Below are 23,890 nucleotides of genomic sequence, written 5' to 3' on the forward strand. Positions count from 1 at the left end.
AACGCCTCCCATGCTGATGCGAACGTTTGCTCTGCTTGTTTTTCTCTTGGCCCTGTCGCTGCTGGCGCTATGCGCGATCGGCCTTGCCCATAGCGCACTGGATTCCCGCGAATGGCTGCTGCTGGCCGATGGTGCCGCGGGCTTGATCCTGCTGCCGCTGTCGGTACGTCGCCTCCGCGCACGTCGCACCGCCGTGGCATCCTGAGACCGCTCACCAAGGAACCTGACATGGACGTGTCCCCTTCCCCGCACCTGCGCGCCCACGATCTCCCCAAGTGGCGGCGCCGCCTAATCTCGCAGCTGGTCGCGCGCTTGCACCTGCCCGTACCGCTGGTCTATGAGATGAAGCAGGAAGCGTTGCAGCATCAGCTGCAGCGCTCGCCGTGGGCCTGGCTTGGCCTGGGTGTCGTGGCGACCGGCTTCGTGCTGCCGCAAGCCTTCGGCCATGGTCCCGGCAGATACGTCTGTTTCGTAGGGCTGGTGGCCTGGCTGTGCATCGGCCAAGTTCGCGCCCGACGCCAGCTGGTGTGGATGGCCGGGCACAAGGCGCGCCGTCTCGCGCGCCTGCGCCGCAACGCATAGCGCTGAACTTCAGCGCTGCTCGGCCAGCAGCAGGCTGGTTTCCGATGAGGCGATGCCTTCGATATCGCGCAGGCGCCGCAGCGCCTGGTCGAAGCCGGCCAGGTCTTCGGTGCGCACTTCAGCCACCAGGTCCCAACGGCCGTTGGTGGAATAGACGCTCACCACTTCCGGCAGGCGCCGCAATGCGGCTACGACCTTGTCGGTGGCGCCACCGCGCACTTCAACCTGGGTGATCGCGCGCACGCCGTGCAGGCCGGTCTCGCTGGACAGGCGGACGGTGAAACCCAGCAGCAGGCCGCTGCGCTGCAGCCGTGCGATGCGGTTCTGCACGGTGCTGCGCGAGACCTTGAGCTGCTTGGCCAGCAGGGCGGCCGGGGTACGACTGTCGGCCCGTAACAAGGCGATGAGATCCTGGTCCAGCGAATCAAGGGCGTCGGCCATGGCGGTTCCGGGCGGCAATCACGAAGCTGCTGGCGATCCGCCAGCAGCTGTCATCGAAATGACAGGTTTACGCAAAACAATGGCGATCTGCGTGCTTCTTGCTGTTTTGCGCGCGGCCTAGCATGACATAACGCCACTCACGAACTGCCTGCCGCCATGTCGACTTCGCCCCGTCCCCGCGTCCTGATGTGCCCGCCCACCCATTTCTCGGTGGAATACGACATCAATCCCTGGATGACCGGCAACCGCGACCAAGCCGACCGCGATCGCGCCGCGCGTCAGTGGAACGACCTGCGCGCACTGGTGGCAGATGCCGCCGATGTGGAGCTGATCGACCATGTCGCCGGCCTGCCGGACATGGTGTTCACCGCTAACGCCGGCCTGGTTTACCGCGACGTCGCCGTGCCCAGCCGCTTCCGCCACGCCGAACGCGCCGGCGAGGAAGCCCACTTCACCCGCTGGTTCTCCGGCCAGCGCTTCGACGTGGACCTGCTGGACGGGATCGAATTCGAAGGCGCCGGCGATGCGCTGCTCGACCGCGCCGCCGCGCGCCTGTGGTTCGGCTACGGCCATCGCAGCGATGCGCGTGCGGCTGGCGCGCTGCACGCACTGCTGGATATCGAAGTGGTGCCGCTGCGCCTGGTCGACCCGCGCTTCTATCACCTGGACACCTGCCTGTGCCCGCTGTCCGGCGGCCACCTGCTGTACTTCCCCGCTGCGTTCGACGAAGCCGCGCTGGCCGCCATCGCCGCGCGCGTGCCCGAAGACAAGCGCATCGCGGTCTCGGAAGAAGACGCGCTGGCCTTCGCCTGCAACGCGGTCAACCTGGACAACGTGGTGATCCTCAACCGCGCTTCGCCGACACTGCGCGCGCAGCTGGAACGCGCTGGCTACCGCGTGCGCGAAACCCCGCTGGACGAGTTCCTCAAGGCGGGCGGTTCAGCCAAGTGCCTGACCCTGCGCCTGGACGAACCCGGCCTGGCATAAGGGTTTGCGGTGGAGGTGAGGGGCGCGCGCACGATTCGTTCAATCGGCGCGATGGCGCGCAAGCGTTTCCCCTCACTGCGGCCCAACTGGCAACGCGTCACGGTGCGCCCACCTCAACGCTCTGCCAAGGAGCTCACCATGAAAACCCAACGCACCTCGCTGCTATTCGCCGCCCTGTTTTCGCTGGGCGTGGTCGCCGCGCCGGCCATGGCCCAGTCCACGACCCACGCCGGCGACAAGGAGATGGTGGAGTCCAGCCAGCCCGGCACCGACACCTGGATCACCACCAAGGTGAAGTCCGACCTGCTGGCCAGCAAGGGCGTGTCCGGTACCGACGTCTCGGTAGAGACCAAGGACGGCGTGGTCTGGCTGAGCGGCCATGCCGCCACCCAGGCCGAGAAGGACCGCACCGTCGCCAAGGCCAAGGCCATCGAAGGCGTCAAGAAGGTCGACGCCAGCAAGCTGATGGTCGGCAGCAAGATGTAATTGCAGCCTAGCAATCGCTTGATCGGGAACGGCGCCTCACGGCGCCGTTCTTGTTTTCAATGAGCGCTGCTGCTTCATCGCGTGTGGGCGCCGCCCTTGTGGGAGCTGCTTCAGCAGCGATGAAGCTTTCCTGGTGAAGCCACATCGCCGCTGAAGCGGCTCCCACAAAAGCATCAAGACATCGCTGCCACGCCAAGAGACAAGTTCAAAATAACTCGCCTTGCGGCGAAGGCTTGCGCGGCGCGATGAACTGCGTGCAATCCAGCGCCGGCCAGCGTTCCCCGTCGTACCCCAAGCGCTTTCTGGCCAGGGCAAAGCGTCGCTCCAGCAGATCGGCGTACACGCCCTGCCCGCGCATGCGGCTGCCGAAAGTGCTGTCGTAATCCTTACCGCCGCGCAGCTGCTGCACGGTGCTCATCACGTGTGCGGCGCGATCGGGCAGATGCGTGGCCAGCCAGTCACGGAACAGCGGCGCCACTTCGTGCGGAAGCCGCAGCAGCACATAACCGGCCGACCGCGCACCGGCCTCGCGCGCCGCTTCCAGCACGCCCTCCAGGTGCGCGTCGTTCACCCAGGGAATGGCCGGCGCGAACATCACGCCCACCGGCACGCCCGCCTCGCTCAGCGCCTTCATCGCACGCAGCCGCGCATGCGGCGCCGAAGCGCGGGGCTCCAGCTTGGCCGACAGTTGGTTATCCAGCGAGGTGATCGAGAACGCGACATGCACCAGGTTGCGTGCGGCGAGCGGCGCCAGCAGGTCCAGGTCGCGTTCGATCAGCGCGTTCTTGGTGATCAGGGTGAAGGGATGCCGGGTTTCGGCGAACACCTCGATGAGCTGGCGGGTCAGCTTCAAGCGGCGCTCGAGTGGCTGGTAGGCATCGGTGTTGATGCCCAGCGAAATCGGGGTGACCTGGTGGCCGGGCTTGGCCAGCTCGCGGCGCAGCACTTCGGGCGCGTTGGTCTTGGCGTAGAGCCTAGTTTCGAAGTCCAGGCCCGGCGACAGGTCCAGATACGCGTGCGTGGGCCGCGCAAAACAGTAACTGCAGCCGTGCTCGCACCCGCGATACGGATTGAGCGTCTGCGAGAACGGCAGGTCCGGCGAACTGTTGCGGCTGATGATGCTGCGCGCGCGCTCCTCGGTGACCTGGGTGCGTGGCAGCACGTCCATCTCGCCTTCTGCGTCGCGCTCGTGCCAGCCATCATCGGCGGCGTGCGCCGTGGTCACGGCGAAGCGTCCCGGCAGCCAGCCGGTCGAACCGCGTCCTTTGATCGCCTCGCCCATCGCACCAGCGTAATCGGCGTGCGTCTCAATCGACGCGACATCACATCGCAGCCTCTAAAATCCGGTCATGCTCGCCCTGCTCGCCACGTTCTGGCACGACATCGCGGATATTCCGCATCTCAAGACCTATCTCACCGCTGCCTGGCTGGCCTACCTGCTGGTGCTGGGCGGCTGGATCATCCTGCAGAAGCGCGAGCCGGTGGCCACGGTCAGTTGGGTGCTATCGCTGGCCGCCCTGCCCTATCTGGGTTTCCTGATCTACTTCCTGCTGGGTCCGCAGAAGATCAAGCGCCAGCGCCTGCGCCGTCATCGTTCGCGCGACGGCATGGATGCTTACGACGCGGCCTGCCCGCCCACCGAAATCTGCACCGAGCTGTCGCTGCTCGGCCAGGCGGTCACCGGCCTGCCGCCCTCCTCGGCCACGCGCGTGGACCTGCTGGTCGATGGCGCCGCGACCTACGACGCCCTGGTCGAAGCGATCGGCCAGGCGCGCAACCACGTGCACCTGGAGTACTACATCTTCGAGCGCGACCGCACCGGCACGCGCATCCGCGATGCGCTGATCGAGCGCGCCAAGGCCGGCGTCCACGTGCGCCTGCTGGTCGATGCGGTGGGTGCAGGCAAGCTCAACAAGCGCTTCCTCAAGCCGCTGCTGGAGGCCGGCTGCCAGCAGTGCTGGTTCCACCCGACCCAGTTCCGGCCCTTCACCCGGCCGTGGGTGAACCTGCGCACGCACCGCAAGATCGCGGTGATCGATGGCACCGTCGCCTTCGCCGGCGGCATCAACATCACCGATGAGGAAAACGACGGCCTCAATCCCAACGCCTACCGCGACCTGCACATGCGCCTGGAGGGCGAGATCGTGCGTGGCCTGCAGCAGGTGTTCGTCGAGGACTGGATCTACGCCAGCGGCCACAAGCGCGAGCACTTCAAGGGCACCACGCTGTGGCCGCCCAATGTGGAGCGTCCACACGGCGACATCGCGGTGCAGGTGCTGACCTCCGGCCCCGATTCGGACTGGGAAGCCATCCATCGCCTGCAGGTCGGCGCCATCCACGAGGCCACCGAACGCGTGTGGCTGGTGACGCCGTATTTCGTCCCCGGCGAGGCAGCGATGATGGCGCTGACCTCGGCCGCGCTGGCCGGACTGGACGTGCGCCTGCTGGTGCCCAAGCAGAGCGATTCCAAACTGGTGACTTTCGCCGCGCGCTCGTACTTCGACGAGCTGCTGGCGGCCAAGGTCAAGGTCTACGAATACGGCCCGCGCATGCTGCACACCAAGGCGCTGCTGTGCGATGACAACCTGGCGATCCTGGGCAGCGCCAACTTCGACCATCGCAGCTTCCGCCTGAACTTCGAAGTGGCGCTGCTGTTCCGCGAGCCGGCGTTCAACGCGCGCGTGGCCGAGTTGCTGGAAGGCGAATTCGCCAACGCCAGCCGCGTGCACAACGAGCGCAACCGCTCGCTCTGGCGCAACCGCCTGCCCGAAGCGCTGGCCCGGCTGGGCTCGCCGTTTCTGTAGGGTGCGGGCCCGCCGCGGATCGGTAGAATCGGCGGCGTCTCCTTCCTGGACGAGCGCCTTATGTACTGGCTTTTCCTGCTGATGTCGCTGGCCGCGATGGCCGTGGCCCTGCGCACGACGTCGATGGCCTTGATGGTGGTCAGCCTGCTTGCCGCGCTGGCCTTGTTGATCGCCTGGATCATGGGCTGGTATTCGGCCCGCGCCGGCAGCAGCGACACCAGCGGCCGCGGCATGATCGACCCGGTGGAACTGCATCGGCTGCGCGAGCAGGCCGCCGCACGCAAGGCCGCCGAACACCAGTCGCCCACCGCATCGCAGGAGCCGCGCGATGGTATCTGAGGCCGCACCGACCGCGCTCAGCGTCAACGTCAACAAGATCGCGGTGCTGCGTAATTCGCGTGGCGGCTTGGAGCCCGATGTCCTGCGTGCGGCGCGCACCTGCCTCTCGGCCGGTGCCCAGGGCATCACCGTGCACCCGCGTCCGGACCGCCGCCACATCACCGCCGAGGACGTGGTCGCGTTGGCAGAACTGACCGCGCAATACCACGTGGAACTCAATGTCGAAGGCAACCCCTTCGCACCGCCGCGCGTGGGCTATCCGGGTCTGCTGGATCTGTGCGAGCGGGTGCGCCCGGCACAGGTCACGCTGGTGCCCGATTCGGACGATCAGCTGACCTCCGATCACGGCTTTGATTTTGATCGCGACAGCTTTCGCCTCGCGCCGCTGGTGCGCCAGCTCAAGGCCTGGAACTGCCGCGTGAGCCTGTTCGTCGATGCCGGCTGCACGGGCTTGCCCACCGCCTTGGCGATGGGCGCCGATCGCATCGAGCTGTACACCGGCCCGTATGCGGCCGCGTGGGCGGCGGGCAATCCGCAGGAGGCCGTCGCACTGTTCCGCGAAACCGCCGCACGCGCCGAAGCCATCGGCCTGGGCGTCAACGCCGGACACGACCTCAGCCAGGAAAACCTGGTCCTGTTCCTCACCGAAGTGCCCAACGTGCAGGAGGTCTCGATCGGCCACGCGCTGATGTCCGAGGCGCTGTACGACGGCCTGGAAACGACGGTGCGCCGCTACCTGGACATCATCGCAGGCGTGCAAAAAGGCTGACCGTTTTCGGCCTTCGCAGATTCAGCGCCGCACTTCATTCACCCGATCGCGCATACAACAACGCCGCCCATTGGGCGGCGTTGTCTTTCAATCAATGCGTGGATCGATTACTGCTGCATGAAACCGATCTTGAGCATCTGTGCGTTCTTCGCAGAAGCCAGCACACGGGCCATGGTTTCGTACTGCGAGTCCGGGTTTGCGTCGATGCGCAGCTGCGGCTGATTGGTCGGGTCCTTCTGGACCTCGTTCTCCATCATGCTCTGCAGTGCACTGACGGCCACCGGGTTGTTGTTCCAGTACACCGTGTTGGACGCGTCGATCCGCAGATCGATCGGCGGCGGCGGTTCCTGCGTCGGCGGCGGAGTCGGCGAACGCTGCGGAAGCGCCACGTCGATCGGATACGTCATGATCGGCGCGGTCACGATGAAGATGATCAACAGCACCAGCATGACGTCGATCAACGGGGTCACGTTGATCTCGGACATGGCGCCCTTGCCACCACCACTACTAAAGGCCATGAGTTACTGCCCCTTCTGCTTGGTGGAGACAAAGCCGACGTCCAACATGCCCTGACCCTGCGCGATGCGCGTGATCTCGTTGATGGTGGACATCTTGGTGGTCTTGTCGCCACGCAGGTTCAACGACGGCTGCGGCGTCTGCTGGGCAGCTGATGACAGGCGCGACTCCAGGACGTCCTTGGTCACCGGTTCGTCGTTCCAATAGATCGAGCCGTCTTCCTGCACCGCGATATTGATCGGCGGCGCGCGCTTGGCCAGTTCGTCCTGGTTCGGGACGAACGTGGTTTCCGGCAACTGCACCTTGACCTTCTGCGACATCAGCGGCGTGGTGATGATGAAGATGATCAGCAGCACCAGCATGACGTCCACGAGGGGCGTCACGTTGATGTCTACCATGGGGCCGCCACTGCCGCCCCCGCTACTGAATGCCATACGGCCTCCGGATGCTTCTAGTCGATGAGTTCGTTATCTACGGATCAGCGCACGCGGGCGCCGGTCGCGAAGAAGTCGTGCAGGTCGTGCGCGAACGTATCGAACTTGGCGATCGTGGTGGAGTTCAACTTGTTGAAGAAGTTGTACGCAAACACGGCCGGGATGGCGACGAACAGACCGATAGCGGTCATGATCAGCGCTTCACCCACCGGGCCGGCCACGGCGTCGATGCCGGCGTTACCGGTGGCGCCGATGCGGATCAGGGCGCCGTAGATGCCCCACACCGTACCCAGCAGACCCACGAACGGCGCGGTCGCACCGACGGTGGCCAGCAGGATCATGCCCGACTGCACCTTGGTGCTTTCGCGGGTGACGGCCTGGCGCAGGGCGCGGTCGACGAATTCCGAACGGCTCAGGCCTTCACCGGCGTTGGAACCTTCAGCGCGCTGGTGGTGGGCAGCCGCCTGGGCAGCGTCCAGAGCGATCTTAGAGAACGGCTCGTTGCGCGGCTGCTCTTCCATGATGCGGATGGCGTCCTGCGCATTGTTGGTTTCCCAGAAGGCGCTGGTGACGCGGTCGGCCTGCGAACGCAGACGCACGGCCTTGATGATGTTGACGATGGTCCAGTACCAGGAGGCCGCCGACATGATCACCAGGGTGAGCAGCACGGCCCAGGACACGACGAAGGCGCCCGGCTTGCTGGTCATTTCGGAGATCAGGTGGGAGAAGCCCATCTGGTTCAGAGCAGCGGCGGCGTTGGTGCCTCCCGCGGCGGCGGCGATCAGAGTTTCCTGCAGCATGACGCTTACCTTTGTTGGAAATTTGGTGGAGAGGTTAGGTGACGCTTATTGGGTGAAACAGGTCCGGGTCAGCCGCCCATGCTGAAGTCGACGGGGACGCGTACGCGGCCTGCGACACTCTGGGAGCCGGACTTACCGGGGTTGAAGCGCCACTTGCGTGCTGCTTCCATCGCGGCGCGGTCGAGATCGCGATTACGGCTGGATTTTTCGACCGAGACGTTGGTGACGTTGCCGCTGGCATCGACGTCGATGATCAGGATCACCGTGCCTTCGACGCCGGCGCGGGCGGCCGACGGCGGATAACGCGGCGGATTCATGTTCTTCGACGAGATGTCCACGCTGGCGCCGATGTCCGGGGTCGGAGCAGGCGGCGAGGGCGGGGCAGGCGGCGTGTAGGTATCGACCGGACGCGGATCCGGCACGTCCACCGGCGGCGCTTCCGGCGGCGGCGGAACCGGCGTCGGCTTGGGCGGGGACAGTTCCTTCACCGGCGGCGGCGGCGTGTCCTGCTTCGGCGGCGGCGGCGGCGGCGGCGGGGGAGGCGGCGGCGGGTCGACGATCTGAACCAGCATCTTCTGTTCCTCCTCCTTCTGCGCCGGAGGTGCGACAGCGGGAATCAACAGAAGCAGGAACACCGCAACGTGCAACGCGATAACGAATGCGAAGCCAATGATGCGGGACCAGTTGAGCCCTGTGGGGGCTTCCTGCTCTCTGTAGCGATTGATGACAAGTTGTTCAGTCATGCGCCAGTGGACTCAATGGAAACGGGGCGTGCGGTGGTGCACGCCGATGTCGGTTCGGTTGGATTCCACTGCAGAAGTGCAGGGGAATCCCCAGCTTAACCCAATCCTTTGTTGCGATTCCAGCAGTTATCCACTGCTAAGAAAACGATTTCAAACGATTACTTGGAGCCAAGAATCGTTTTCGCGTCCTGCGGTTTTTTCACGCCCTTGTCCAGCGCCGATTGAGCGGCCTTCTTGGCCTCGGCTGGACGCCCTTCCTGCATCAGGACACGCGCGAGATTGAGGTACGTCTCGCCGGTGGTGTCCATCGGGGCCGCTTTCTGCCAGGCCTCGATCGCCTGCGGAATCTGAGGCGGCTCTGAATAGTAGTACGCCTGAGCGAGGATCTGATACACCTCGAGGTTCGGCTTGAGGATATTTTTCTGCAGGCCTTCGTTGATCACCGCGATGGTGTTCTTTTCCTGGCCTTCCATGTTGCTGTAGGTCGCGTAGAGCTGGCGGTATTCCTTCTCCTCGGTCAGCTGGCCCGAGGCGCGCAGCTTGTCCAGGACGGCCGCGGCCTTGTCCTTCTGGTCGTTCTGCGAATACATCACGGCCAGGTTGATCTGCGCGTTCTTGTCGTTGGGCGACTTGGCGGCGAGCTGCTCGGCCAGCGCCTGGGCTTCGGCGCCCTGGTTGTTGGCTTCATAGCTGGCCATCAGCACCTGCACCCACTGCGCCTTGGGCTCGGGCGTGGCGGCGATGGCTTCCTTCAGCGGCGGGATCGCCTCGGCGTAGCGCTCGGCCTGGTAAAGCGCCTGGCCCTTCAGGGCGAGGTCTTCGGGCTTGGTCGACTTGGTTTCGCTGAGGTACTTGTCCAGCGTGGCCAGGCCTTCGGGATACTGCTCGGCCTGCAGCTGCAGCTGGGCCAGCATGAACATCGCCTGGTAGTGGCCGTTGTTGTCCAGCGCGTTGAGCGCGATGGCCTGCTTGAGGTACGCGACGGTGCCTGCTTCGTCGTCGGTGCTGTAGGCGGCCTGCGAGGCGATCTGCGAAGCCAGGGCCTTGTCGTAATCGTTGGCGTCGGGGCTGGCGATGATTTCATCGGCATCTGCGCGTGCCTTGGCCCAATCCTGATCGTTGTAGGCCTTGATCATCTTCTCGGCCTTGGGCGCGATCTTGCGGGAGTTCTTGGTCTCCGGCGCTTGGCGCGTGGCGTTCGGGTACAGCACTTCCTGCTTCGATTCGCCACCCTTCTTCTTGTCGGCGCGTTCACGCGTCTGCTGTGCCGAGGCTTCTACCGAAACGGTGCCGGCGAGCAGGCCGATGATGGCCAGGGAGAGCAGGGCATGCTTGGGGCTGCGCAACAACATGGATCACCTCTTGCGGAATCGGTCGTACGTGAGTGCGGGGGGCTGAACAACAGGTCAATGGGAGACCGGGTCGGCGAAACTAGCAGAATCGTCTTAACAATGTGTACGGATTTCGTTGTCCCGGTGCGACGAATGTGCACATCCTGCGATCAGCTGCAGCGTGGCGTCCGGCCGGCGGCGCGCGCCGCTTCCCAGGTCGGCACCAACGCGCCTGCGCGTCCTTGCAGTTCGCGGATACGCGCCTGCGGATCGGGATGTGTCGAGAGCCATTGTGGCGGACGGCTTCCGCCAGCGGACAGCATGTTCTGCCAAAGATTGACCGCCTGACGGGGATCAAATCCTGCCTGGGCCATCAGACGCTGCCCGACCTCGTCGGCTTCGGTTTCCTGGCGCCGCGAATTGGGCAGCAGGAAGCCGGTGTTGGCGGCGATGCCGCCGCCTTGCGAGACCAGCGAACCGTAATCGCCGGCCAGCGCACCCAGCAGCGCGAGTGCCTGCGACGTACGGACCTGGTTGGTGATGCGCTCGTCGAAATGGCGCTCGATGACGTGGCCGATTTCGTGGCCGATCACCGCAGCCAGCTGGTCCTGGCTCTTGGCCACGGGAAACATGCCGGTGTTGACGCCGACCTTGCCGCCGGGCAGTGCGAAGGCGTTGGCCTCGTCATCGATGAAGACGGCCGTTTCCCACGAGATCGAGCGCTGTTCGGCCGGCAGCTGCGCCACCAAGGCGGTGACCACGCAGCGCACGTAGGCGTTCTGCTTGGGATCGCTGCTGACCTTCTGCTTCTGCTTGGCTTCGGCGAAGGCCTGCGCGCCGAGCTGGTCGAGCTGCTGCTGGGACACGGCGCCGACGTTTTGGCGACGGCCGGTGGAGGACGTTGTCGTCGCGCAACTGGCGACCAGCACGGCGATCAGGCTGGCGGCGAGGGCAGGGACGAGGCGGCGGGCGGAAGGCTTCATTGGTGTCAGTGTTGACACAAAAACCATGAACTTTTCGTCAAGCCACGCCGCTCAGGTCGTCACCCCGAACGCCATCATCATGCCGATGGCAAAAGCGTTGTTGAGCCCGTGCGCCACGATCGACGCGCCCAGCGAACCGGTGCGCCGGTACACCCAGGCAAAGGCCACCCCCATGCAGGTATAGACGGCCCACAGCGGCAGCTGGGTCATCAGGGTTTTGTCGCCCACGAACGGCATTTCGTGCATGAAGGCGAACATCAATCCGCTCAGCACCGCGCCCAGCACCGGCCAGCCATCGCGCCAGAGCCGGCGGAACAGCACGCGGCGGAACAGGACTTCTTCGTAGACCGGCGCGGCGACCACGGCGAAGGTCAGCAGCAGCAGCGGATGGTTTTCCAGCGTGCCGCGCACCAGGCTCATGTTGGAGGGGTCGAGCGTCTCCTGCATGGCCGCAGCCAGCTGCGACACGATGATGCTGCAGGTGATCACCACTACGCCGGTGAAGGCGGCCAGCAGCCAGGTCGCCGGGCTGCGCAGCGAGGCGCGCGACAGCTGGCGTTCGTCACGGCGGGGCGGCGCGCGCCACAGCATCGCCAGCAGGGCGGTGCCACCGACGCTGATCAGGCTCAGGGCCATCGTCGCCAGCGGACCGGGCGTGCCGACCGCCTGCATGATGGCTTTAGGCTGATCGGTCGGCGCGCCGTTCAAGGCCAGTTCCACGCCGCGCCACGCACCCCAGGCCAGGCCGCCCAGCAGCGAGAGCAGGGCGAACAGGCCGGCGACGATGAGCAGCTCCAGGCCGAAACGGCGCAACGCCCGGCCCAGCGGCAGCGGCGCGGCCGGCGAGGGGGCCAGCGGTTGCCCGGGCGGTTCGGCCACGGCAGCGACTTCCATGCGCGCCGGGCGTCCTCAGATGTCGAGGTTGGAGACCTTCAGCGCGTTGGCGTCGATGAAGTCGCGGCGCGGCTCCACCACATCGCCCATCAGCGTGCTGAAGATCTGGTCGGCAGCCACCGCATCCTCGATCCGCACCTGCAGCATGCGGCGGGTCTCGGGATTGACCGTGGTTTCCCACAGCTGTTCTGGGTTCATTTCACCCAGGCCCTTGAAGCGCTGGATCTGGCGGCCCTTCTTGGCCTCCTCCAGCAGCCAGGCTTGGGCCTGGGCGAAGTTGCGGATCTCCTGGCTGCGGGTGCCGCGCTGGATCTGGGCGCCTTCGCGCACCAGGCCGTACAGCTGGGCGGCCACTTCGCGCAGGGAGCGCAGTTCGCCGGTCTCAAACGCCGACAGCGGCAGCACCTGAGTCAGTTCCTCGCCCATGTGGCGGCGATGGGCGAGCAGGGCGGCCGGACGCTGGTCGTTGGCGTGCTGCAGTTCCAGAACGTAACGGGGACTACCGATGCTCGCACTATTGAGCGCGCCTTCCAGCGTGGTCAGCTCGGCGCGCAAGGCGTCGTCGGACAGTGTGGCCAGGGCATCGACCGGCGCGGCATCGATCAGCGCTTCCAGCAACGCCGAATCGTAGCGATGCGCGTTGCGGCCGATCGTGTCGCGTGCGTTGGCGAACAGGATCAGCAGCTTTTCCAGCGCTTCGCCGGCGATCGCCGGTTCGCCGGCGGCCGGGATCAGACCGGCGCCTTCGACCGCGCTGTTGGCCAGGTAGGCGTTGAGCGCCAAGTCGTCCTTCAGGTACAGCTCCTGCTTGCCCTGCTTGAGCTTGTACAGCGGCGGCAGGCCGATATAGACATGGCCGCGCTCGATCAGCTCCGGCATCTGCCGGTAGAAGAAGGTCAGCAGCAGGGTGCGGATGTGCGAACCGTCCACGTCCGCGTCGGTCATGATGATGATGCGGTGGTAGCGCAGCTTGTCAGGGTTGTACTCGTCGCGGCCGATGCCGGTGCCCAGCGCGGTGATCAGCGTGCCGACCTGGTCCGAAGCCAGCATGCGGTCGAAGCGCGCGCGTTCCACGTTGAGGATCTTTCCGCGCAGCGGCAGGACGGCCTGGTTCTTGCGGTTGCGGCCCTGCTTGGCCGAGCCACCGGCCGAGTCACCCTCGACGATGAACAGCTCGGACAGCGCCGGATCCTTCTCCTGGCAGTCAGCCAGCTTGCCGGGCAGGCCGGCGATGTCCAGCGCGCCCTTGCGGCGGGTCAGGTCGCGGGCCTTGCGCGCGGCTTCACGCGCGCGGGCGGCGTCGACGATCTTGCCGGCGATGGCCTTGGCTTCGTTCGGATGCTCCTGCAGGAACTCCTCCAGGCGCGTGCCGAAGGCGTTTTCCACGGCCGGACGCACGTCGGAGCTGACCAGCTTTTCCTTGGTCTGGCTGGAGAAGCTGGGGTCGGGCACCTTGACCGAGAGCACGGCGATCATGCCTTCGCGCATGTCGTCGCCGGTCAGGCTGACCTTGGCCTGCTTGGCGATGCCGCTCTGCTCGATGTAGTTGCTCAACACGCGGGTCAGGGCGCCGCGGAAGCCGGCCAGGTGGGTACCGCCGTCCTTCTGCGGGATGTTGTTGGTGAAGCAGTACATCGTTTCCTGGTAGGCGTCGGTCCACTGCAGGGCTACGTCGACCACGATGTTGTTGTGCTCGCCGACCACGGAGATCACGTGCGGGTGCAGCGGATTCTTGGCCTTGGCCAAGTGCTCGACGAAGCTGGCGATGCCGCCTTCGTAGTGGAAATCGTCGCGACGGCCTTCGCCGCGCTCGTCGGCCAGGACGATCTTGACCCCGGAATTGAGGAACGACAGCTCGCGCAGGCGGCGGGCCAAGATGTCGTAGTGGAACTCGACGTTGTCGTGGAAAGCCGTGACCGATGGCCAGAACTGCAGGGTCGTGCCGCGCTTGGTGCTGGTGCCGAGCTGCTTCAGCGGCGCGACCGCGGCGCCGTTGCTGAATTCCTGCTGGTAGTGGAAGCCGCCCTGGAAGATATCCAGCAGCAGCTTCTGCGACAGCGCGTTGACCACGCTGACGCCCACGCCGTGCAGGCCGCCGGAAACCTTGTAGCTGTTGTCGTCGAACTTGCCGCCGGCGTGGAGGATGGTCATCACCACCTCGGCCGCGGAGACCTCGCGACCGAGCTTGGCGCTCATCTGGGCGTGCTTGCCGGTCGGGATGCCGCGGCCGTTGTCGGATACCGAGACCGAGCCGTCGCCGTGGATCGTGACCACGACGCTGTCGGCGTGGCCGGCGAGGGCCTCGTCGATCGAGTTGTCGACCACTTCGAAGACCATGTGGTGCAGGCCGGTGCCGTCATGCACGTCGCCGATGTACATGCCGGGACGCTTGCGGACCGCCTCCAGGCCTTCCAGGGCGGTGATGCTGTTGGCGTCGTAGTTGCCGTTCTGGCCGGGGGTTGCCGGGGTGGTCTCGTCGGTCATTCGCGTGTCGATCGCCTGCACGGCCGGGGCGCGCTGCGAAAGGAATCGCGGCAGCCAACGGCGCTTGAAAGGAAGCCGAAATTATAGCACCGCGGCCCTTTCAGGCCCCTTGGCGGGTCCGGCGCGCTCAGCGGCGCGCGATTGCGCCGTGTTCCACGTGGAACCATGCCTGTGGCGGCGTCTGGATCAGCGCTGTCGGCGCTTCGGTGCCGGTGACGAAGACCTGGGCACCGGTCTGCATCAGCCGAGCCAGCACGCCGGCCTGATGGCGCTGGTCGAGCTCGGACGCGAGGTCGTCCAGCGCCACCACCGGCCATTCGCCACGTTGGGCGGCGTAATCCTGAGCCTGGGCGAGCAGACAGGAGAGGGCGGTGAGCTTGGCCTGTCCACGCGAGAGGGTTTCGCGCTGGGGCAGGGTGCTGAACTCCACCCGCCAGTCCGCGCGGTGCGGGCCCACGCCGGTATGGCCAAACTGGCGGTCACGGTCGCGCGAGACCAGCAGCGCATCGGCCAGCGACAGCTCCTGCCGTCGCCAGCCGGGCGAAAACTCCAGCTGGGCGCGGCCAAGCATCGGGACCAGCGCCTCGGCGACCTCCTGAAGCTGGTTCTGGAGGCGATCAAGGTAGGCCTGCCGATGCCAGGTCACCGCTTCGCCGGAGTCGGCCAACTCCGCATCCCAGGCATCGAGCTGCTGGCCGCCACCGCCGGACTTCAGTAGCGCATTACGCTGCTTGAGCGCGCGGTTGTAGCGGCGCCAGACCGATAGAAAGTCCTGTTCCACGTGGAACAGGCCCCAATCGAGGTAACGGCGGCGGGGTTCTCCGCTTCCCGTCACCAGGGCATGACTCCCGGGCTCGAAACTGACCACGGCGAGCGCCGCACACAGATCGCCCAGTTGGCCGACGTTCTGACCGTCCAGCCGGCCGGTCCATGCCTGGCCGCTGTGGCGTAGGCCCGCGCGACGGACGCGTGCCTCCTGGCCTTCCCGCCATTCGACGAAGACTTCCACGGCATCCGAGCCCGTGCGGATCAAGCCGTCACGCACGCGTCCACGGAAGCTGCGGCCCCAGGCCATCAGGTGCAACGCCTCAAGCAGGCTGGTTTTGCCGGCGCCGTTGTCGCCGGTGATCAGATTCAAACCGGGCTGTGGGTCGATCTCGACCTGGGCAAACCTGCGCAGGCCACCCACCGTCAGTCGTGTCACATGCATTGCGTGGTTTCCCTAACGACAACGCCCGGACGAATCCGGGCGTTGCGTGTGTTTCACGTGGAACAGGCCTGAAACGTCAGAGACGCAGCGGCATGACCACATGGCGCGAACGCTCGCTGCTGGCTTCGCGCACCAACGCCGAGGAGTTGGCGTCGCGCAGCTGGATCACGATGTGCTCGTCGCGCAGCGCCGAGAGCGCATCCAGCAGGTAGTTCACGTTGAAGCCGATCGCCAGGCCGTCGACCTTGGTGTCGGCTTCGATCTCTTCCTGCGCTTCTTCCTGCTCCGGATTGTGGGCGCTGATCTTCATCTGGCCGGGCGAGAGTTCCACGCGCACGCCGCGGTACTTCTCGTTGGACAGGATCGCGGCGCGCTGCAGGGCGGCGCGCAGCACTTCGCGGTCCAGCTTCACTTCGATGTCCGCGCCAATCGGGATCACGGCTTCGTAATCCGGAAAACGGCCGTCGATCAGCTTGGATGTGAAGGTGACATCGTCGCGCTTGACGCGGATGTGGCTGCGGCCGACTTCCAGCTCCAGCACGCGCTCGCCGCCTTCCAGCAGGCGCTGCAGCTCGGTCACGCCCTTGCGCGGCACGATGATCTGGCGCTTGGTCAGGCTGCCACCGGTCTCCAGGCCCGATTCGCACAGCGCCAGGCGGTGGCCGTCGGTGGCCACGCAGCGCAGCGCGGTATCGCGCAGGTCGAACAGCAGGCCGTTGAGGTAATAGCGCACGTCCTGCTGGGCCATCGCGAACGCGGTGCGCTCGATCAGCTCCTTCAGGGCCGCTTCCGGAACGGTCACGCGCTCGCTGGCTTCGACTTCATCGACCGACGGGAAATCGTTGGCCGGCAGGGTGGCCAGGGTGAAGCGGCTGCGTCCGGCGGCCACGCTGACCTTGTCGCCGGTCTGGCTGACCGTGATCCGGCTGCCGTCGGGCAGGGCGCGCACGATTTCGAACAGCTTGCGGGCCGGGATCGTAGTTTCGCCGTCCTGGCCGTCTTCGATCGCAGTGCGCGCAATCATCTCCACTTCCAGGTCGGTGCCGGTCAGGGAGAGCTGACCGTTCTGCACCTGAACCAGGAAATTGGCCAGCACGGGGAGCGTCTGTCGACGTTCCACCACATTGACCACTTGCGCCAGGGGTTTGAGGAAAGCTTCTCGCTGCAGGCTGAAACGCATCGTGTGTGTCCCGGTGCTCTATGTTTTTAGAAGTGTATAAATCTTAAAAGCTGGTGGTGATGGTAGGGCGCAAATTGCGGGAAAACGCGCATAACCAACTGTTTTATATGTATTTTTTTCGCTTCAAACCCGGTGCATAGGTTGGTCGCGTCTTGCGGGAAAAGCTGTGGACAATTTTGGCGCCTGGATTGATCCACCTCTTATCCACAGCTTGTCGCCCTGGTGGCCCACCGGTTGTTCACGTCCCGGCCCCGCTGCACAGCATATCCACCTGACCCGGTGATCGGGCGCGTTCTTACTCGCTCAATTTGCGGATCAGCTTGTCCCAGTCTTCCTTCAGCTTGCCGTCGGACTCCATTAGCGTGCGGATCTGGCGGCAGGCGTGCAGCACGGTGGTGTGGTCGCGCCCGGCAAAGGCGTCGCCGATCTCCGGCAGGCTGTGCTCGGTCAGTTCCTTGGTCAGGGCCATGGCGACCTGGCGCGGACGGGCCAGCGAGCGCGTGCGGCGCTTGGAGAGCAGGTCCTTGATCTGCAGGCCGTAGTAGTCGGCCACGGTCTTCTGGATGTTGGGGATGCCGATGGCCTGCTGCTGGGCGCGCAGCAGGTCGCGCAGGGTTTCCTGGGCGAACTCCGGCGTGATCGCCTTGCCCAGGAAGTTGGCGCGTGCGGCCAGCGTGTTGAGCGCCCCTTCCAGGTCGCGCACGTTGGAGCGCATCTTCTTGGCCAGCAGGAAGGCCACGTCATCGGGGATGTTGGTCCCGCGCTCGGCCGCCTTGGCCAGCACGATCGCCGCGCGGGTCTCGAAATCCGGCGGATCGATCGCCACCGACAGGCCCCAGGCCAGGCGCGACTTCAGTCGCGGCTCCAGGCCCTCGACCTCGCGCGGATAACGGTCGCAGGTCAGGATGATCTGCTGGCGGCCGTCGAACAGCGCGTTGAAGGTGTGGAAGAACTCTTCCTGGGTGCGGTCCTTGCCGGCGAAGAACTGGATATCGTCGATCAGCAGCGCGTCGACCTGCTGGAAGCGGCGCTTGAACTGGTCCATCGAGCGCTCGATCAGTGCCTTGGTCATCGCGCTGAAGAACTGCTCCGAGCGCAGGTACAGCACGCGCGCGGCCGGGTTCTGCCGGCGTAGCTCGTTGCCGGCGGCGAACATCAGGTGGGTCTTGCCCAGGCCGGTGCCGCCGTACAGCAGCAGCGGGTTGTGGGCGCGATCGCCGGGCTTCTGCGCCGCCTGCCAGGCCGCGGCGCGGCCCAGCTGGTTGCTGCGGCCTTCGACGAAGTTGTCGAAGGTGTAGTGCGTATCCAGGTTGCCGGCAAACGGCTCGATCGGCGCGGCGGTGGCGGTGGTGCCCAGCGAGGCGGGCGCCCCACCAATCGGCGCGGCGTCAGGCGCCTTGGCGCGCGAACCGACCGCCAGCGAGACCTGGTCCAGCCCGGCGTAATGATCCAGCAACTCGCGGATGCGCGGCAGGTAGCGTTCGCGCACCTGGTCGACGATGAAGGCGTTGGGCGCGTACAGCACGACCGCGTCGGGACGTTGTTCGGCCTGCAGCGGCTTGAGCCAGGTGTGGACATCTTCAGCCGGTAATTCGGCTTCCAGGCGTTCTAGGCAGCGGGGCCAGGCATCCATTTGGGGAATCGGTCATCCAGCCCGCCGTCACGGAAAAACCGGCGTGGCACATGGGAAAAAGGGCCGCGCAGGGTACCACGATGCACCGGTGGCCCACGGGTCATCCACAGTTCCATCCACAACCCCCACTTGACTCGGCAAAACATGGCCCCGTAGAATTTCCGGTTCTTTCCACCGCAACCGCCTGAGAGCGCCCCATGGCCACCAAGCGCACCTACCAGCCCAGCAACCTCAAGCGCAAGCGCGACCACGGTTTCCGTGCCCGCATGAAGACTGCTGACGGCCGCAAGATCCTCGCCCGTCGCCGCGCGAAGGGCCGCAAGACGCTCTGCGCCTGATGCCATCGCCGCGCCCCGCGCGCGGCTTTGACATCGCAATGCGTCTGCACACCAAGCCCGCGCCACACAACGGTGCGGGCTTTGTCGTGCCATGAGCCCTGAAATGCCCGTTTTGTCGTTCCCCCGATCCGCCCGCGTGCGGACGTCGGCCGAGTACGCGCGGGTGTTCGACACCGCACGTCGCACTGCAGCCCCGATGCTCGCTCTGCACTGGGCCGCCGGTGGCGAGGGCGCGCGCCTGGGCCTTGCCGTCTCGCGCAAGGTCGACAAGCACGCCGTGGGCCGCAACCGGATCAAGCGCACCCTGCGCGATGTGTTCCGTCACCTGCGCGGCCAGCTGCCCGGCGGCGATTACGTCCTGGTGGCTCGGCCTGCCGCGGGTTCGGCCTCGTCCGAACAGCTTCGCGCGGCCTTCCACGGCCTGCTGGTCCGTGCCGGTGCGTTGCCCCCTCCGGGCGCCGACGGCACAATGCGCCCCGCGCCCGTGCCGCCTCCTTCCTCCCTTTCCACGCCGAATGCTTTGACCGGCTGAGACTGCCTGCCTGATGAACCAGACCCGTGTTTTCCTGTTTTTCGCCTGGCTGATGGTGGCGACCTTGTTGTGGATGGAGTGGGGCAAGTGGAAGACCGCCCAGGACCAGCCCGCCACGCCGGTTGCCGCCGCCACCACGTCCAGCACGCCCGACCAGGGCAGCGGTGTGCCCAGCGCCGAAGGCCTGGCCTCGCCGTCGGCCACTGTCGCCGACCAGACCACCGCGCCGTCGAACTCGGCGGCCGCCGCGCCGGCCGTGCAGGGCACCAAGGTCACCGTCAGCACCGATACGCTCAAGCTGGTGATCGATGGCAGCAAGGTGCTGCGCGCCCAGCTGCTGCAGTACCCGCAGACCCGTGACGCCGGCGCGCCGCCGGTCGAACTGTTCAACGAAGACCCGGCCCAGCTCTACACCGCCGGCCTGGCCTACATCGCCCAGAGCGGTGCGGCGCCGGACCAGAGCGCGGTGTTCCGTCCCGAGCAGCCGCAGCGCGATTACGCGCTGACCGCCGGGCAGGCCAGCCTGAGCATTCCGTTCGTGTGGGAAGGCAACGGCGTGCGCATCGTGCGCACCTTCACCGTCAAGCGCGGCGAGTATCTGGTCGGCGTGTCCGACCAGGTCACCAACACCGGCGCTGCGCCGTGGACCGCGGTGGTCTACCGCCAGCTGGAACGCGTGCCGCCGCCGCCGGTCAAGGGCGGTTTCACCAACCCGCATGCCTTCAGCCTGGTCGGCGCCGCCTGGCGCACCGCGGCCGGTGCCTATGAGCGCCGCAAGTTCGACAAGGACTACCTGGAAGACGGCAAGCTCAACCAGGACACCACCGGTGGCTGGGCAGCGATGCTGGAGCATCACTTCCTCAGCGCCTGGGTGCCCGATGCGAAGCAGCCGACCAAGGTCTCGCTGGACGAGCGCACCATCGGCGGCACCCAGCGTTACCTGGTCAGCGAAACCGGCCCCAGCCTCACCGTCGCGCCGGGCCAGACCACGGCGACAGATGCGCGCCTGTGGGTCGGCCCGAAGCTGGTCAAGGCGATCAAGGCCTCGGCCATCCCGGGCCTGGATAGCGCGGTGGACTACAGCCGTTTCGCGCCGCTGGCGGTGATCGGTTCTGGCCTGTTCTGGATCCTGAGCCACCTGCATGACCTGCTGGGCAACTGGGGCTGGTCGATCATCGGCCTGGTGGTGGTGGTCAAGCTGGTGCTGTTCCCGCTGTCCTCGGCCCAGTACAAGTCGATGGCCAAGATGCGCCGCTTCCAGCCGCGCATGGCGCAGCTGAAGGAGCGTTACGGCGAAGACCGCGCCAAGCTGCAGCAGGCGATGATGGAGCTGTACAAGAAGGAGAAGATCAACCCGATGGGCGGCTGCCTGCCGACGTTGATCCAGATGCCGATCTTCCTGTGCCTGTACTGGGTGCTCAACGAATCGGTCGAGTTGCGCCAGGCGCCGTGGATGCTGTGGATCCAGGACCTGACCGCGCGTGACCCGTTCTTCATCCTGCCGGTGCTGAACGTGGCGGTGATGTTCCTCACCCAGAAGCTCTCGCCCAACGTCGGCATGGATCCGACCCAGGCCAAGATGATGCAGTTCATGCCGCTGATCTTCGGCGTGACCATGGCCTTCTTCCCGGCCGGCCTGGTCCTGTACTGGGTCACCAACGGCAGCCTGAGCCTGTTGCAGCAGTGGTGGATGGGCCGCATCCACGGCCAGCCGGTGCTGGCCAAGCCCGAGACCGACGGCAAGGGCCATACCAAGGACGATCTGCCGTCCAAGGGCAAGGGCAAGTAAGCCCGGGCCACATCGCCTAAGATTCAACGAAGCCCGCCGCAAGGCGGGTTTTCGTTTGCGCGGCCCTGGTAACAGGCCGCTCGTCACCACCTGCGGAGCACGCCATGTCCCCTTCGAACGAGCGCGACACCATCGCCGCGGTGGCCACGGCCGCCGGCGCCGGCGGCGTGGGCATCGTGCGCCTGTCCGGACCGCAGGCGCTGGCGATTGCTGCGGCGATGGGCGCGGGCATGTTGCCGCCGCGGCAGGCGCGCTATGCGCGCTTCGTCGATGGCGAGGGCAAGGTGATCGACGACGGCATCGCGCTGGCCTTCGTCGCGCCGGCCAGCTTCACCGGCGAGGACGTGGTCGAGCTGCAGGCACACGGCAGTCCGGTCGTGCTGCGCACGCTGGTCGCGCGTGCCTGTGCGCTGGGTGCGCGCGCAGCACGGCCTGGTGAGTTTTCCGAGCGCGCCTTCCTCAACGGCAAGCTCGACCTGGCCCAGGCCGAGGCCATCGCCGACCTGATCGCCGCTGGCGATGCACGTGCGGCGCGCGCGGCGCGGCGTTCGCTGGACGGCGTGTTCTCACGCCGGGTCGAAGCCGCGGCCGAGCAACTGGTGCGGCTGCGGGTCCACGTGGAGGCGGCGATCGATTTCGCCGACGAACCGCTGGACACGCTCGGCGGTGCCGCGGTGCGCGCCGGCCTGGTCGAACTGCGTGCCGGCCTGACCACGCTGCTGGCCGACGCCGAACGCGGTCGGCGCCTGCGCGATGGCTTGCACGTGGTGATCGTCGGCCCGCCGAACGCGGGCAAGAGTTCGTTGCTCAATGCGTTGGCCGGGCGCGAGCGCGCGATCGTCACCGACGTGGCCGGCACCACCCGCGACACCTTGCACGAGACCATCCGTGTCGATGGCCTCGAACTCACATTGGTCGACACCGCCGGCCTGCGCGAGGGCGGTGATGCGATCGAACGCGAGGGCATGCGCCGCGCCGGTGACGAACTGCAGCGCGCGGACGTGGCGCTGGTGATGGTTGACGCGCGCGATCCGCAAGCCGGCCAGGCTTCCGTCGCCGGCGTGCTCGATTCCGGCACGCGTCAGCTCTGGTTGCACAACAAGACCGACCTGCTGCCGGCCGACCACGCCGTGCCGGGCGAGGCGCTGGGCATCTCCACCCGCACCGGCGCCGGGATTGCGGCGCTGCTGGCCCGGCTGCAGGCGCTGGTCACCGGCGAAGCGGTGGAGTCGGCCGAGGGCGAGTTCTCCGCCCGCGCTCGCCATGTGCTGGCTCTGGAACAGGCGCTGGCGCATCTGGACCTCGCAAAACGCGAGATCGATCACGATACGCTTGAGCTGGCTGCCGAAGAATTGCGGCTCGCCCACGACGCGCTGGGAGAGATCACGGGGAAGATCTCGCCGGATGCGCTGCTGGGGCGGATCTTCTCGACGTTCTGTATCGGCAAGTAGGCGCCTGTCGCCTGTTGACAAGACCTGGCGAATTCCGTGACTTTGCGGTTACAGGCATTCGTCAAGAAATGCTCACCCAGGGGAAACAACCAGATGTCCAAGCACTCACTGACCGCGTTGCGGCCTGTGGCAGCGCTCGCGCTGCTGGGTCTGCTGGCGGCCTGTTCACCCAAGCAAGCTGAGACCACCACCGACGGCGCCGCCACCGGCACTCCGACCGACCCTGCCACCGCAGCCCAGGCCGTGGCCGCCGACACCCCACCCAAGCCGGCCGTGGCCGCCAGCGTCCAGGCCATGAGCGCCGACGACCTGCGCGCCGCCGCCAACAAGGCGCTGGGCCAGAACCGGATCTACGCCCCCGGCGGCGACAACGCGATGGAGTACTACCTGGCGCTGCGCGACAAGCAGCCCGACGATCCGGCCACCACCAGCGCGCTGACCGACCTGATGCCGTATACGGTGATCGCCGCCGAACAGAGCATCGGCCGCAAGGATTTCGAGGAAGCCAAGCGCCTGCAGGCCCTGATCACCAAGGCCGATCCCAAGGCGCCGGCACTGCCGCGGTTGAGCGCCGCGATTGCCGGTGGCGAGAAGCTGCTGGCGCAGCAGACCACCGACGAGGCGAGCAAGGCCAAGGCCGCGGCCGACGCCAAGACCAAGGAAGTCCAGCGCGTGGCCGAACAGGCGGCCCAGCAGAAGCAAGCTGCCGATGCGCTTGCCGCCCAGCAGCGCGAAGCGGCCCGCGCCGAAGCCGCGCGTCCGGCGGCGGCCGCCGCGCCGCCACGCCAGGCACCGGCCGAGCGCCCGGCCCCGGTCGCAGAAACGCCGGCTCCGGCACCTGCTGCCCCGGCCGCTTCCAGCTCCGGCGAACGGCGCTTGCTGAGCGCCCCGCCGCCGCGTTATCCGATGGATGCGCTGCGTGCGAGCACCAGCGGTCAGGTCGTCGTGGAAATCACCATCGGCGGCGATGGCGACGTCACCAATGCGCGCGTGGTCGAAGCCTCGCCGCCGCGTGTGTTTGATCGCGCGGCATTGACGGCGGTGAAGCGCTGGAAGTTCGAGCCGACCGGCTCGGTCAGCACCACGCGCCGCACGATCGCGTTCAATCCGGGCTGATTCGCAAGCAGCGGACTGCTGCAGTGGCGATCGGGAACCGCCATCGCC

General features: G+C 66.5%; 25 protein-coding genes. 12 read left to right on the plus strand and 13 right to left on the minus strand.

What is annotated here, in order from left to right:
• Window positions 1-10: 10 nt before the first annotated feature.
• Together BMZ17_RS21050 and BMZ17_RS17440 are read left to right on the plus strand one after the other, a co-directional pair.
• A complete protein-coding gene (locus BMZ17_RS21050) occupies window positions 11-205 on the plus strand; it encodes a hypothetical protein (protein WP_139202996.1) in 195 nt (64 codons plus the stop codon).
• 23 nt (window positions 206-228) lie between these two features.
• Window positions 229-582: a hypothetical protein gene (locus BMZ17_RS17440; protein WP_093141750.1), complete on the plus strand. Its 354-nt coding sequence runs from the start codon at window positions 229-231 to the stop codon at window positions 580-582.
• A gap of 9 nt (window positions 583-591) precedes the next feature.
• Here BMZ17_RS17440 and BMZ17_RS17445 read toward each other — a convergent pair whose 3' ends face one another.
• Window positions 592-1,023 carry an Lrp/AsnC family transcriptional regulator gene (locus BMZ17_RS17445; protein ID WP_093141753.1) on the minus strand — a complete coding sequence of 144 codons (432 nt, stop codon included), beginning with the start codon at window positions 1,021-1,023 and terminating at the stop codon, window positions 592-594.
• A 156-nt stretch (window positions 1,024-1,179) separates the two neighbouring features.
• Between BMZ17_RS17445 and BMZ17_RS17450 the strand changes: the two genes are divergently transcribed.
• Entirely contained in the window at window positions 1,180-2,010 is an 831-nt protein-coding gene (locus tag BMZ17_RS17450) for a dimethylarginine dimethylaminohydrolase family protein (RefSeq protein WP_093141757.1), read from the plus strand.
• A gap of 138 nt (window positions 2,011-2,148) precedes the next feature.
• Window positions 2,149-2,496, plus strand: coding sequence for a BON domain-containing protein (locus BMZ17_RS17455; protein ID WP_093142373.1), 348 nt, complete (start codon window positions 2,149-2,151; stop codon window positions 2,494-2,496).
• A gap of 205 nt (window positions 2,497-2,701) precedes the next feature.
• Here the strand turns inward: BMZ17_RS17455 and BMZ17_RS17460 are convergent, their stop codons facing one another.
• Window positions 2,702-3,778 (minus strand): PA0069 family radical SAM protein, encoded by a 1,077-nt coding sequence (locus BMZ17_RS17460; RefSeq protein WP_093141761.1) that lies wholly within the window; start codon window positions 3,776-3,778, stop codon window positions 2,702-2,704.
• 67 nt (window positions 3,779-3,845) lie between these two features.
• Here BMZ17_RS17460 and cls point away from each other — a divergent pair, with 67 nt between their 5' ends.
• The 3 genes from cls to BMZ17_RS17475 are packed head-to-tail and all read left to right on the plus strand — an operon-like array spanning window position 3,846 to window position 6,408.
• Complete coding sequence (gene cls / locus BMZ17_RS17465) at window positions 3,846-5,300, plus strand: cardiolipin synthase (protein WP_093141765.1); 1,455 nt, start codon at window positions 3,846-3,848, stop codon at window positions 5,298-5,300.
• Window positions 5,301-5,360: 60 nt separating this feature from the next.
• A complete protein-coding gene (locus BMZ17_RS17470; RefSeq protein WP_093141769.1) occupies window positions 5,361-5,639 on the plus strand; it encodes a hypothetical protein in 279 nt (92 codons plus the stop codon).
• Window positions 5,629-6,408, plus strand: a complete 780-nt coding sequence (locus tag BMZ17_RS17475; protein WP_093141773.1) for a pyridoxine 5'-phosphate synthase — start codon at window positions 5,629-5,631, stop codon at window positions 6,406-6,408. Before BMZ17_RS17470 ends, BMZ17_RS17475 begins: the two co-directional genes overlap by 11 nt.
• 107 nt (window positions 6,409-6,515) lie before the next feature.
• Here BMZ17_RS17475 and BMZ17_RS17480 read toward each other — a convergent pair whose 3' ends face one another.
• The 11 genes from BMZ17_RS17480 to dnaA all read right to left on the minus strand — a co-directional run bounded on the left by BMZ17_RS17480 (window position 6,516) and on the right by dnaA (window position 18,616).
• A complete protein-coding gene (locus BMZ17_RS17480; RefSeq protein ID WP_175485658.1) occupies window positions 6,516-6,926 on the minus strand; it encodes an ExbD/TolR family protein in 411 nt (136 codons plus the stop codon).
• Between the two features lie 3 nt (window positions 6,927-6,929).
• A complete protein-coding gene (locus BMZ17_RS17485; RefSeq protein WP_093141781.1) occupies window positions 6,930-7,358 on the minus strand; it encodes an ExbD/TolR family protein in 429 nt (142 codons plus the stop codon).
• Window positions 7,359-7,402: 44 nt separating this feature from the next.
• Window positions 7,403-8,158, minus strand: a complete 756-nt coding sequence (gene exbB / locus BMZ17_RS17490) for a TonB-system energizer ExbB (RefSeq protein ID WP_093141785.1) — start codon at window positions 8,156-8,158, stop codon at window positions 7,403-7,405.
• A 68-nt stretch (window positions 8,159-8,226) separates the two neighbouring features.
• On the minus strand, window positions 8,227-8,901 hold the full coding sequence (locus BMZ17_RS17495) for an energy transducer TonB (RefSeq protein WP_093141790.1): 675 nt from the start codon (window positions 8,899-8,901) through the stop codon (window positions 8,227-8,229).
• Between the two features lie 158 nt (window positions 8,902-9,059).
• Window positions 9,060-10,253, minus strand: coding sequence for a heme biosynthesis protein HemY (locus tag BMZ17_RS17500; protein ID WP_093141794.1), 1,194 nt, complete (start codon window positions 10,251-10,253; stop codon window positions 9,060-9,062).
• A 149-nt stretch (window positions 10,254-10,402) separates the two neighbouring features.
• Window positions 10,403-11,215, minus strand: coding sequence for a M48 family metallopeptidase (locus tag BMZ17_RS17505; protein ID WP_093141799.1), 813 nt, complete (start codon window positions 11,213-11,215; stop codon window positions 10,403-10,405).
• A gap of 51 nt (window positions 11,216-11,266) precedes the next feature.
• Window positions 11,267-12,109: a CPBP family intramembrane glutamic endopeptidase gene (locus tag BMZ17_RS17510; RefSeq protein WP_093141803.1), complete on the minus strand. Its 843-nt coding sequence runs from the start codon at window positions 12,107-12,109 to the stop codon at window positions 11,267-11,269.
• Between the two features lie 15 nt (window positions 12,110-12,124).
• Entirely contained in the window at window positions 12,125-14,593 is a 2,469-nt protein-coding gene (gene gyrB / locus BMZ17_RS17515; protein ID WP_093142377.1) for a DNA topoisomerase (ATP-hydrolyzing) subunit B, read from the minus strand.
• Between the two features lie 127 nt (window positions 14,594-14,720).
• Window positions 14,721-15,803, minus strand: coding sequence for a DNA replication/repair protein RecF (recF, locus tag BMZ17_RS17520; protein WP_093141808.1), 1,083 nt, complete (start codon window positions 15,801-15,803; stop codon window positions 14,721-14,723).
• Between the two features lie 76 nt (window positions 15,804-15,879).
• Complete coding sequence (gene dnaN / locus BMZ17_RS17525) at window positions 15,880-16,983, minus strand: DNA polymerase III subunit beta (protein WP_093141812.1); 1,104 nt, start codon at window positions 16,981-16,983, stop codon at window positions 15,880-15,882.
• A 295-nt stretch (window positions 16,984-17,278) separates the two neighbouring features.
• Window positions 17,279-18,616, minus strand: coding sequence for a chromosomal replication initiator protein DnaA (gene dnaA / locus BMZ17_RS17530; RefSeq protein ID WP_093141816.1), 1,338 nt, complete (start codon window positions 18,614-18,616; stop codon window positions 17,279-17,281).
• A 197-nt stretch (window positions 18,617-18,813) separates the two neighbouring features.
• Here dnaA and rpmH point away from each other — a divergent pair, with 197 nt between their 5' ends.
• The 5 genes from rpmH (at window position 18,814) to BMZ17_RS17555 (ending at window position 23,842) form a co-directional block, all read left to right on the plus strand.
• A complete protein-coding gene (gene rpmH / locus BMZ17_RS17535; protein WP_014162171.1) occupies window positions 18,814-18,954 on the plus strand; it encodes a 50S ribosomal protein L34 in 141 nt (46 codons plus the stop codon).
• Window positions 18,955-19,045: 91 nt separating this feature from the next.
• The gene (gene rnpA, locus BMZ17_RS17540; protein ID WP_093141819.1) at window positions 19,046-19,486 is read left to right on the plus strand and encodes a ribonuclease P protein component; all 441 of its coding nucleotides are present in this window, start codon (window positions 19,046-19,048) and stop codon (window positions 19,484-19,486) included.
• A 13-nt stretch (window positions 19,487-19,499) separates the two neighbouring features.
• Window positions 19,500-21,275, plus strand: a complete 1,776-nt coding sequence (gene yidC / locus BMZ17_RS17545; RefSeq protein ID WP_093141822.1) for a membrane protein insertase YidC — start codon at window positions 19,500-19,502, stop codon at window positions 21,273-21,275.
• Window positions 21,276-21,379: 104 nt separating this feature from the next.
• The gene (mnmE, locus tag BMZ17_RS17550) at window positions 21,380-22,726 is read left to right on the plus strand and encodes a tRNA uridine-5-carboxymethylaminomethyl(34) synthesis GTPase MnmE (protein ID WP_093141826.1); all 1,347 of its coding nucleotides are present in this window, start codon (window positions 21,380-21,382) and stop codon (window positions 22,724-22,726) included.
• A 93-nt stretch (window positions 22,727-22,819) separates the two neighbouring features.
• On the plus strand, window positions 22,820-23,842 hold the full coding sequence (locus BMZ17_RS17555; RefSeq protein WP_093141832.1) for an energy transducer TonB: 1,023 nt from the start codon (window positions 22,820-22,822) through the stop codon (window positions 23,840-23,842).
• The last annotated feature ends 48 nt before the right edge of the window (window positions 23,843-23,890 follow it).

Source organism: Pseudoxanthomonas sp. GM95 (assembly GCF_900109775.1).
GTDB lineage: Bacteria > Pseudomonadota > Gammaproteobacteria > Xanthomonadales > Xanthomonadaceae > Pseudoxanthomonas_A.

Bases quoted from the DNA above. Each gene is read 5' to 3' on its own strand.
- BMZ17_RS21050 (WP_139202996.1), top strand. From the start codon at position 11: ATGCTGATGCGAACGTTTGCTCTGCTTGTTTTTCTCTTGGCCCTGTCG.
- BMZ17_RS17485 (WP_093141781.1), bottom strand. From the start codon at position 7,358: ATGGCATTCAGTAGCGGGGGCGGCAGTGGCGGCCCCATGGTAGACATC.
- dnaA (WP_093141816.1), bottom strand. From the start codon at position 18,616: ATGGATGCCTGGCCCCGCTGCCTAGAACGCCTGGAAGCCGAATTACCG.
- BMZ17_RS17510 (WP_093141803.1), bottom strand. From the start codon at position 12,109: ATGGAAGTCGCTGCCGTGGCCGAACCGCCCGGGCAACCGCTGGCCCCC.
- BMZ17_RS17440 (WP_093141750.1), top strand. From the start codon at position 229: ATGGACGTGTCCCCTTCCCCGCACCTGCGCGCCCACGATCTCCCCAAG.
- BMZ17_RS17460 (WP_093141761.1), bottom strand. From the start codon at position 3,778: ATGGGCGAGGCGATCAAAGGACGCGGTTCGACCGGCTGGCTGCCGGGA.
- BMZ17_RS17500 (WP_093141794.1), bottom strand. From the start codon at position 10,253: ATGTTGTTGCGCAGCCCCAAGCATGCCCTGCTCTCCCTGGCCATCATC.
- BMZ17_RS17480 (WP_175485658.1), bottom strand. From the start codon at position 6,926: ATGGCCTTTAGTAGTGGTGGTGGCAAGGGCGCCATGTCCGAGATCAAC.
- recF (WP_093141808.1), bottom strand. From the start codon at position 15,803: ATGCATGTGACACGACTGACGGTGGGTGGCCTGCGCAGGTTTGCCCAG.
- BMZ17_RS17475 (WP_093141773.1), top strand. From the start codon at position 5,629: ATGGTATCTGAGGCCGCACCGACCGCGCTCAGCGTCAACGTCAACAAG.
- yidC (WP_093141822.1), top strand. From the start codon at position 19,500: ATGAACCAGACCCGTGTTTTCCTGTTTTTCGCCTGGCTGATGGTGGCG.
- BMZ17_RS17505 (WP_093141799.1), bottom strand. From the start codon at position 11,215: ATGAAGCCTTCCGCCCGCCGCCTCGTCCCTGCCCTCGCCGCCAGCCTG.
- BMZ17_RS17445 (WP_093141753.1), bottom strand. From the start codon at position 1,023: ATGGCCGACGCCCTTGATTCGCTGGACCAGGATCTCATCGCCTTGTTA.
- cls (WP_093141765.1), top strand. From the start codon at position 3,846: ATGCTCGCCCTGCTCGCCACGTTCTGGCACGACATCGCGGATATTCCG.
- mnmE (WP_093141826.1), top strand. From the start codon at position 21,380: ATGTCCCCTTCGAACGAGCGCGACACCATCGCCGCGGTGGCCACGGCC.
- exbB (WP_093141785.1), bottom strand. From the start codon at position 8,158: ATGCTGCAGGAAACTCTGATCGCCGCCGCCGCGGGAGGCACCAACGCC.
- BMZ17_RS17470 (WP_093141769.1), top strand. From the start codon at position 5,361: ATGTACTGGCTTTTCCTGCTGATGTCGCTGGCCGCGATGGCCGTGGCC.
- dnaN (WP_093141812.1), bottom strand. From the start codon at position 16,983: ATGCGTTTCAGCCTGCAGCGAGAAGCTTTCCTCAAACCCCTGGCGCAA.
- rpmH (WP_014162171.1), top strand. From the start codon at position 18,814: ATGGCCACCAAGCGCACCTACCAGCCCAGCAACCTCAAGCGCAAGCGC.
- BMZ17_RS17450 (WP_093141757.1), top strand. From the start codon at position 1,180: ATGTCGACTTCGCCCCGTCCCCGCGTCCTGATGTGCCCGCCCACCCAT.
- gyrB (WP_093142377.1), bottom strand. From the start codon at position 14,593: ATGACCGACGAGACCACCCCGGCAACCCCCGGCCAGAACGGCAACTAC.
- rnpA (WP_093141819.1), top strand. From the start codon at position 19,046: ATGAGCCCTGAAATGCCCGTTTTGTCGTTCCCCCGATCCGCCCGCGTG.
- BMZ17_RS17455 (WP_093142373.1), top strand. From the start codon at position 2,149: ATGAAAACCCAACGCACCTCGCTGCTATTCGCCGCCCTGTTTTCGCTG.
- BMZ17_RS17495 (WP_093141790.1), bottom strand. From the start codon at position 8,901: ATGACTGAACAACTTGTCATCAATCGCTACAGAGAGCAGGAAGCCCCC.
- BMZ17_RS17555 (WP_093141832.1), top strand. From the start codon at position 22,820: ATGTCCAAGCACTCACTGACCGCGTTGCGGCCTGTGGCAGCGCTCGCG.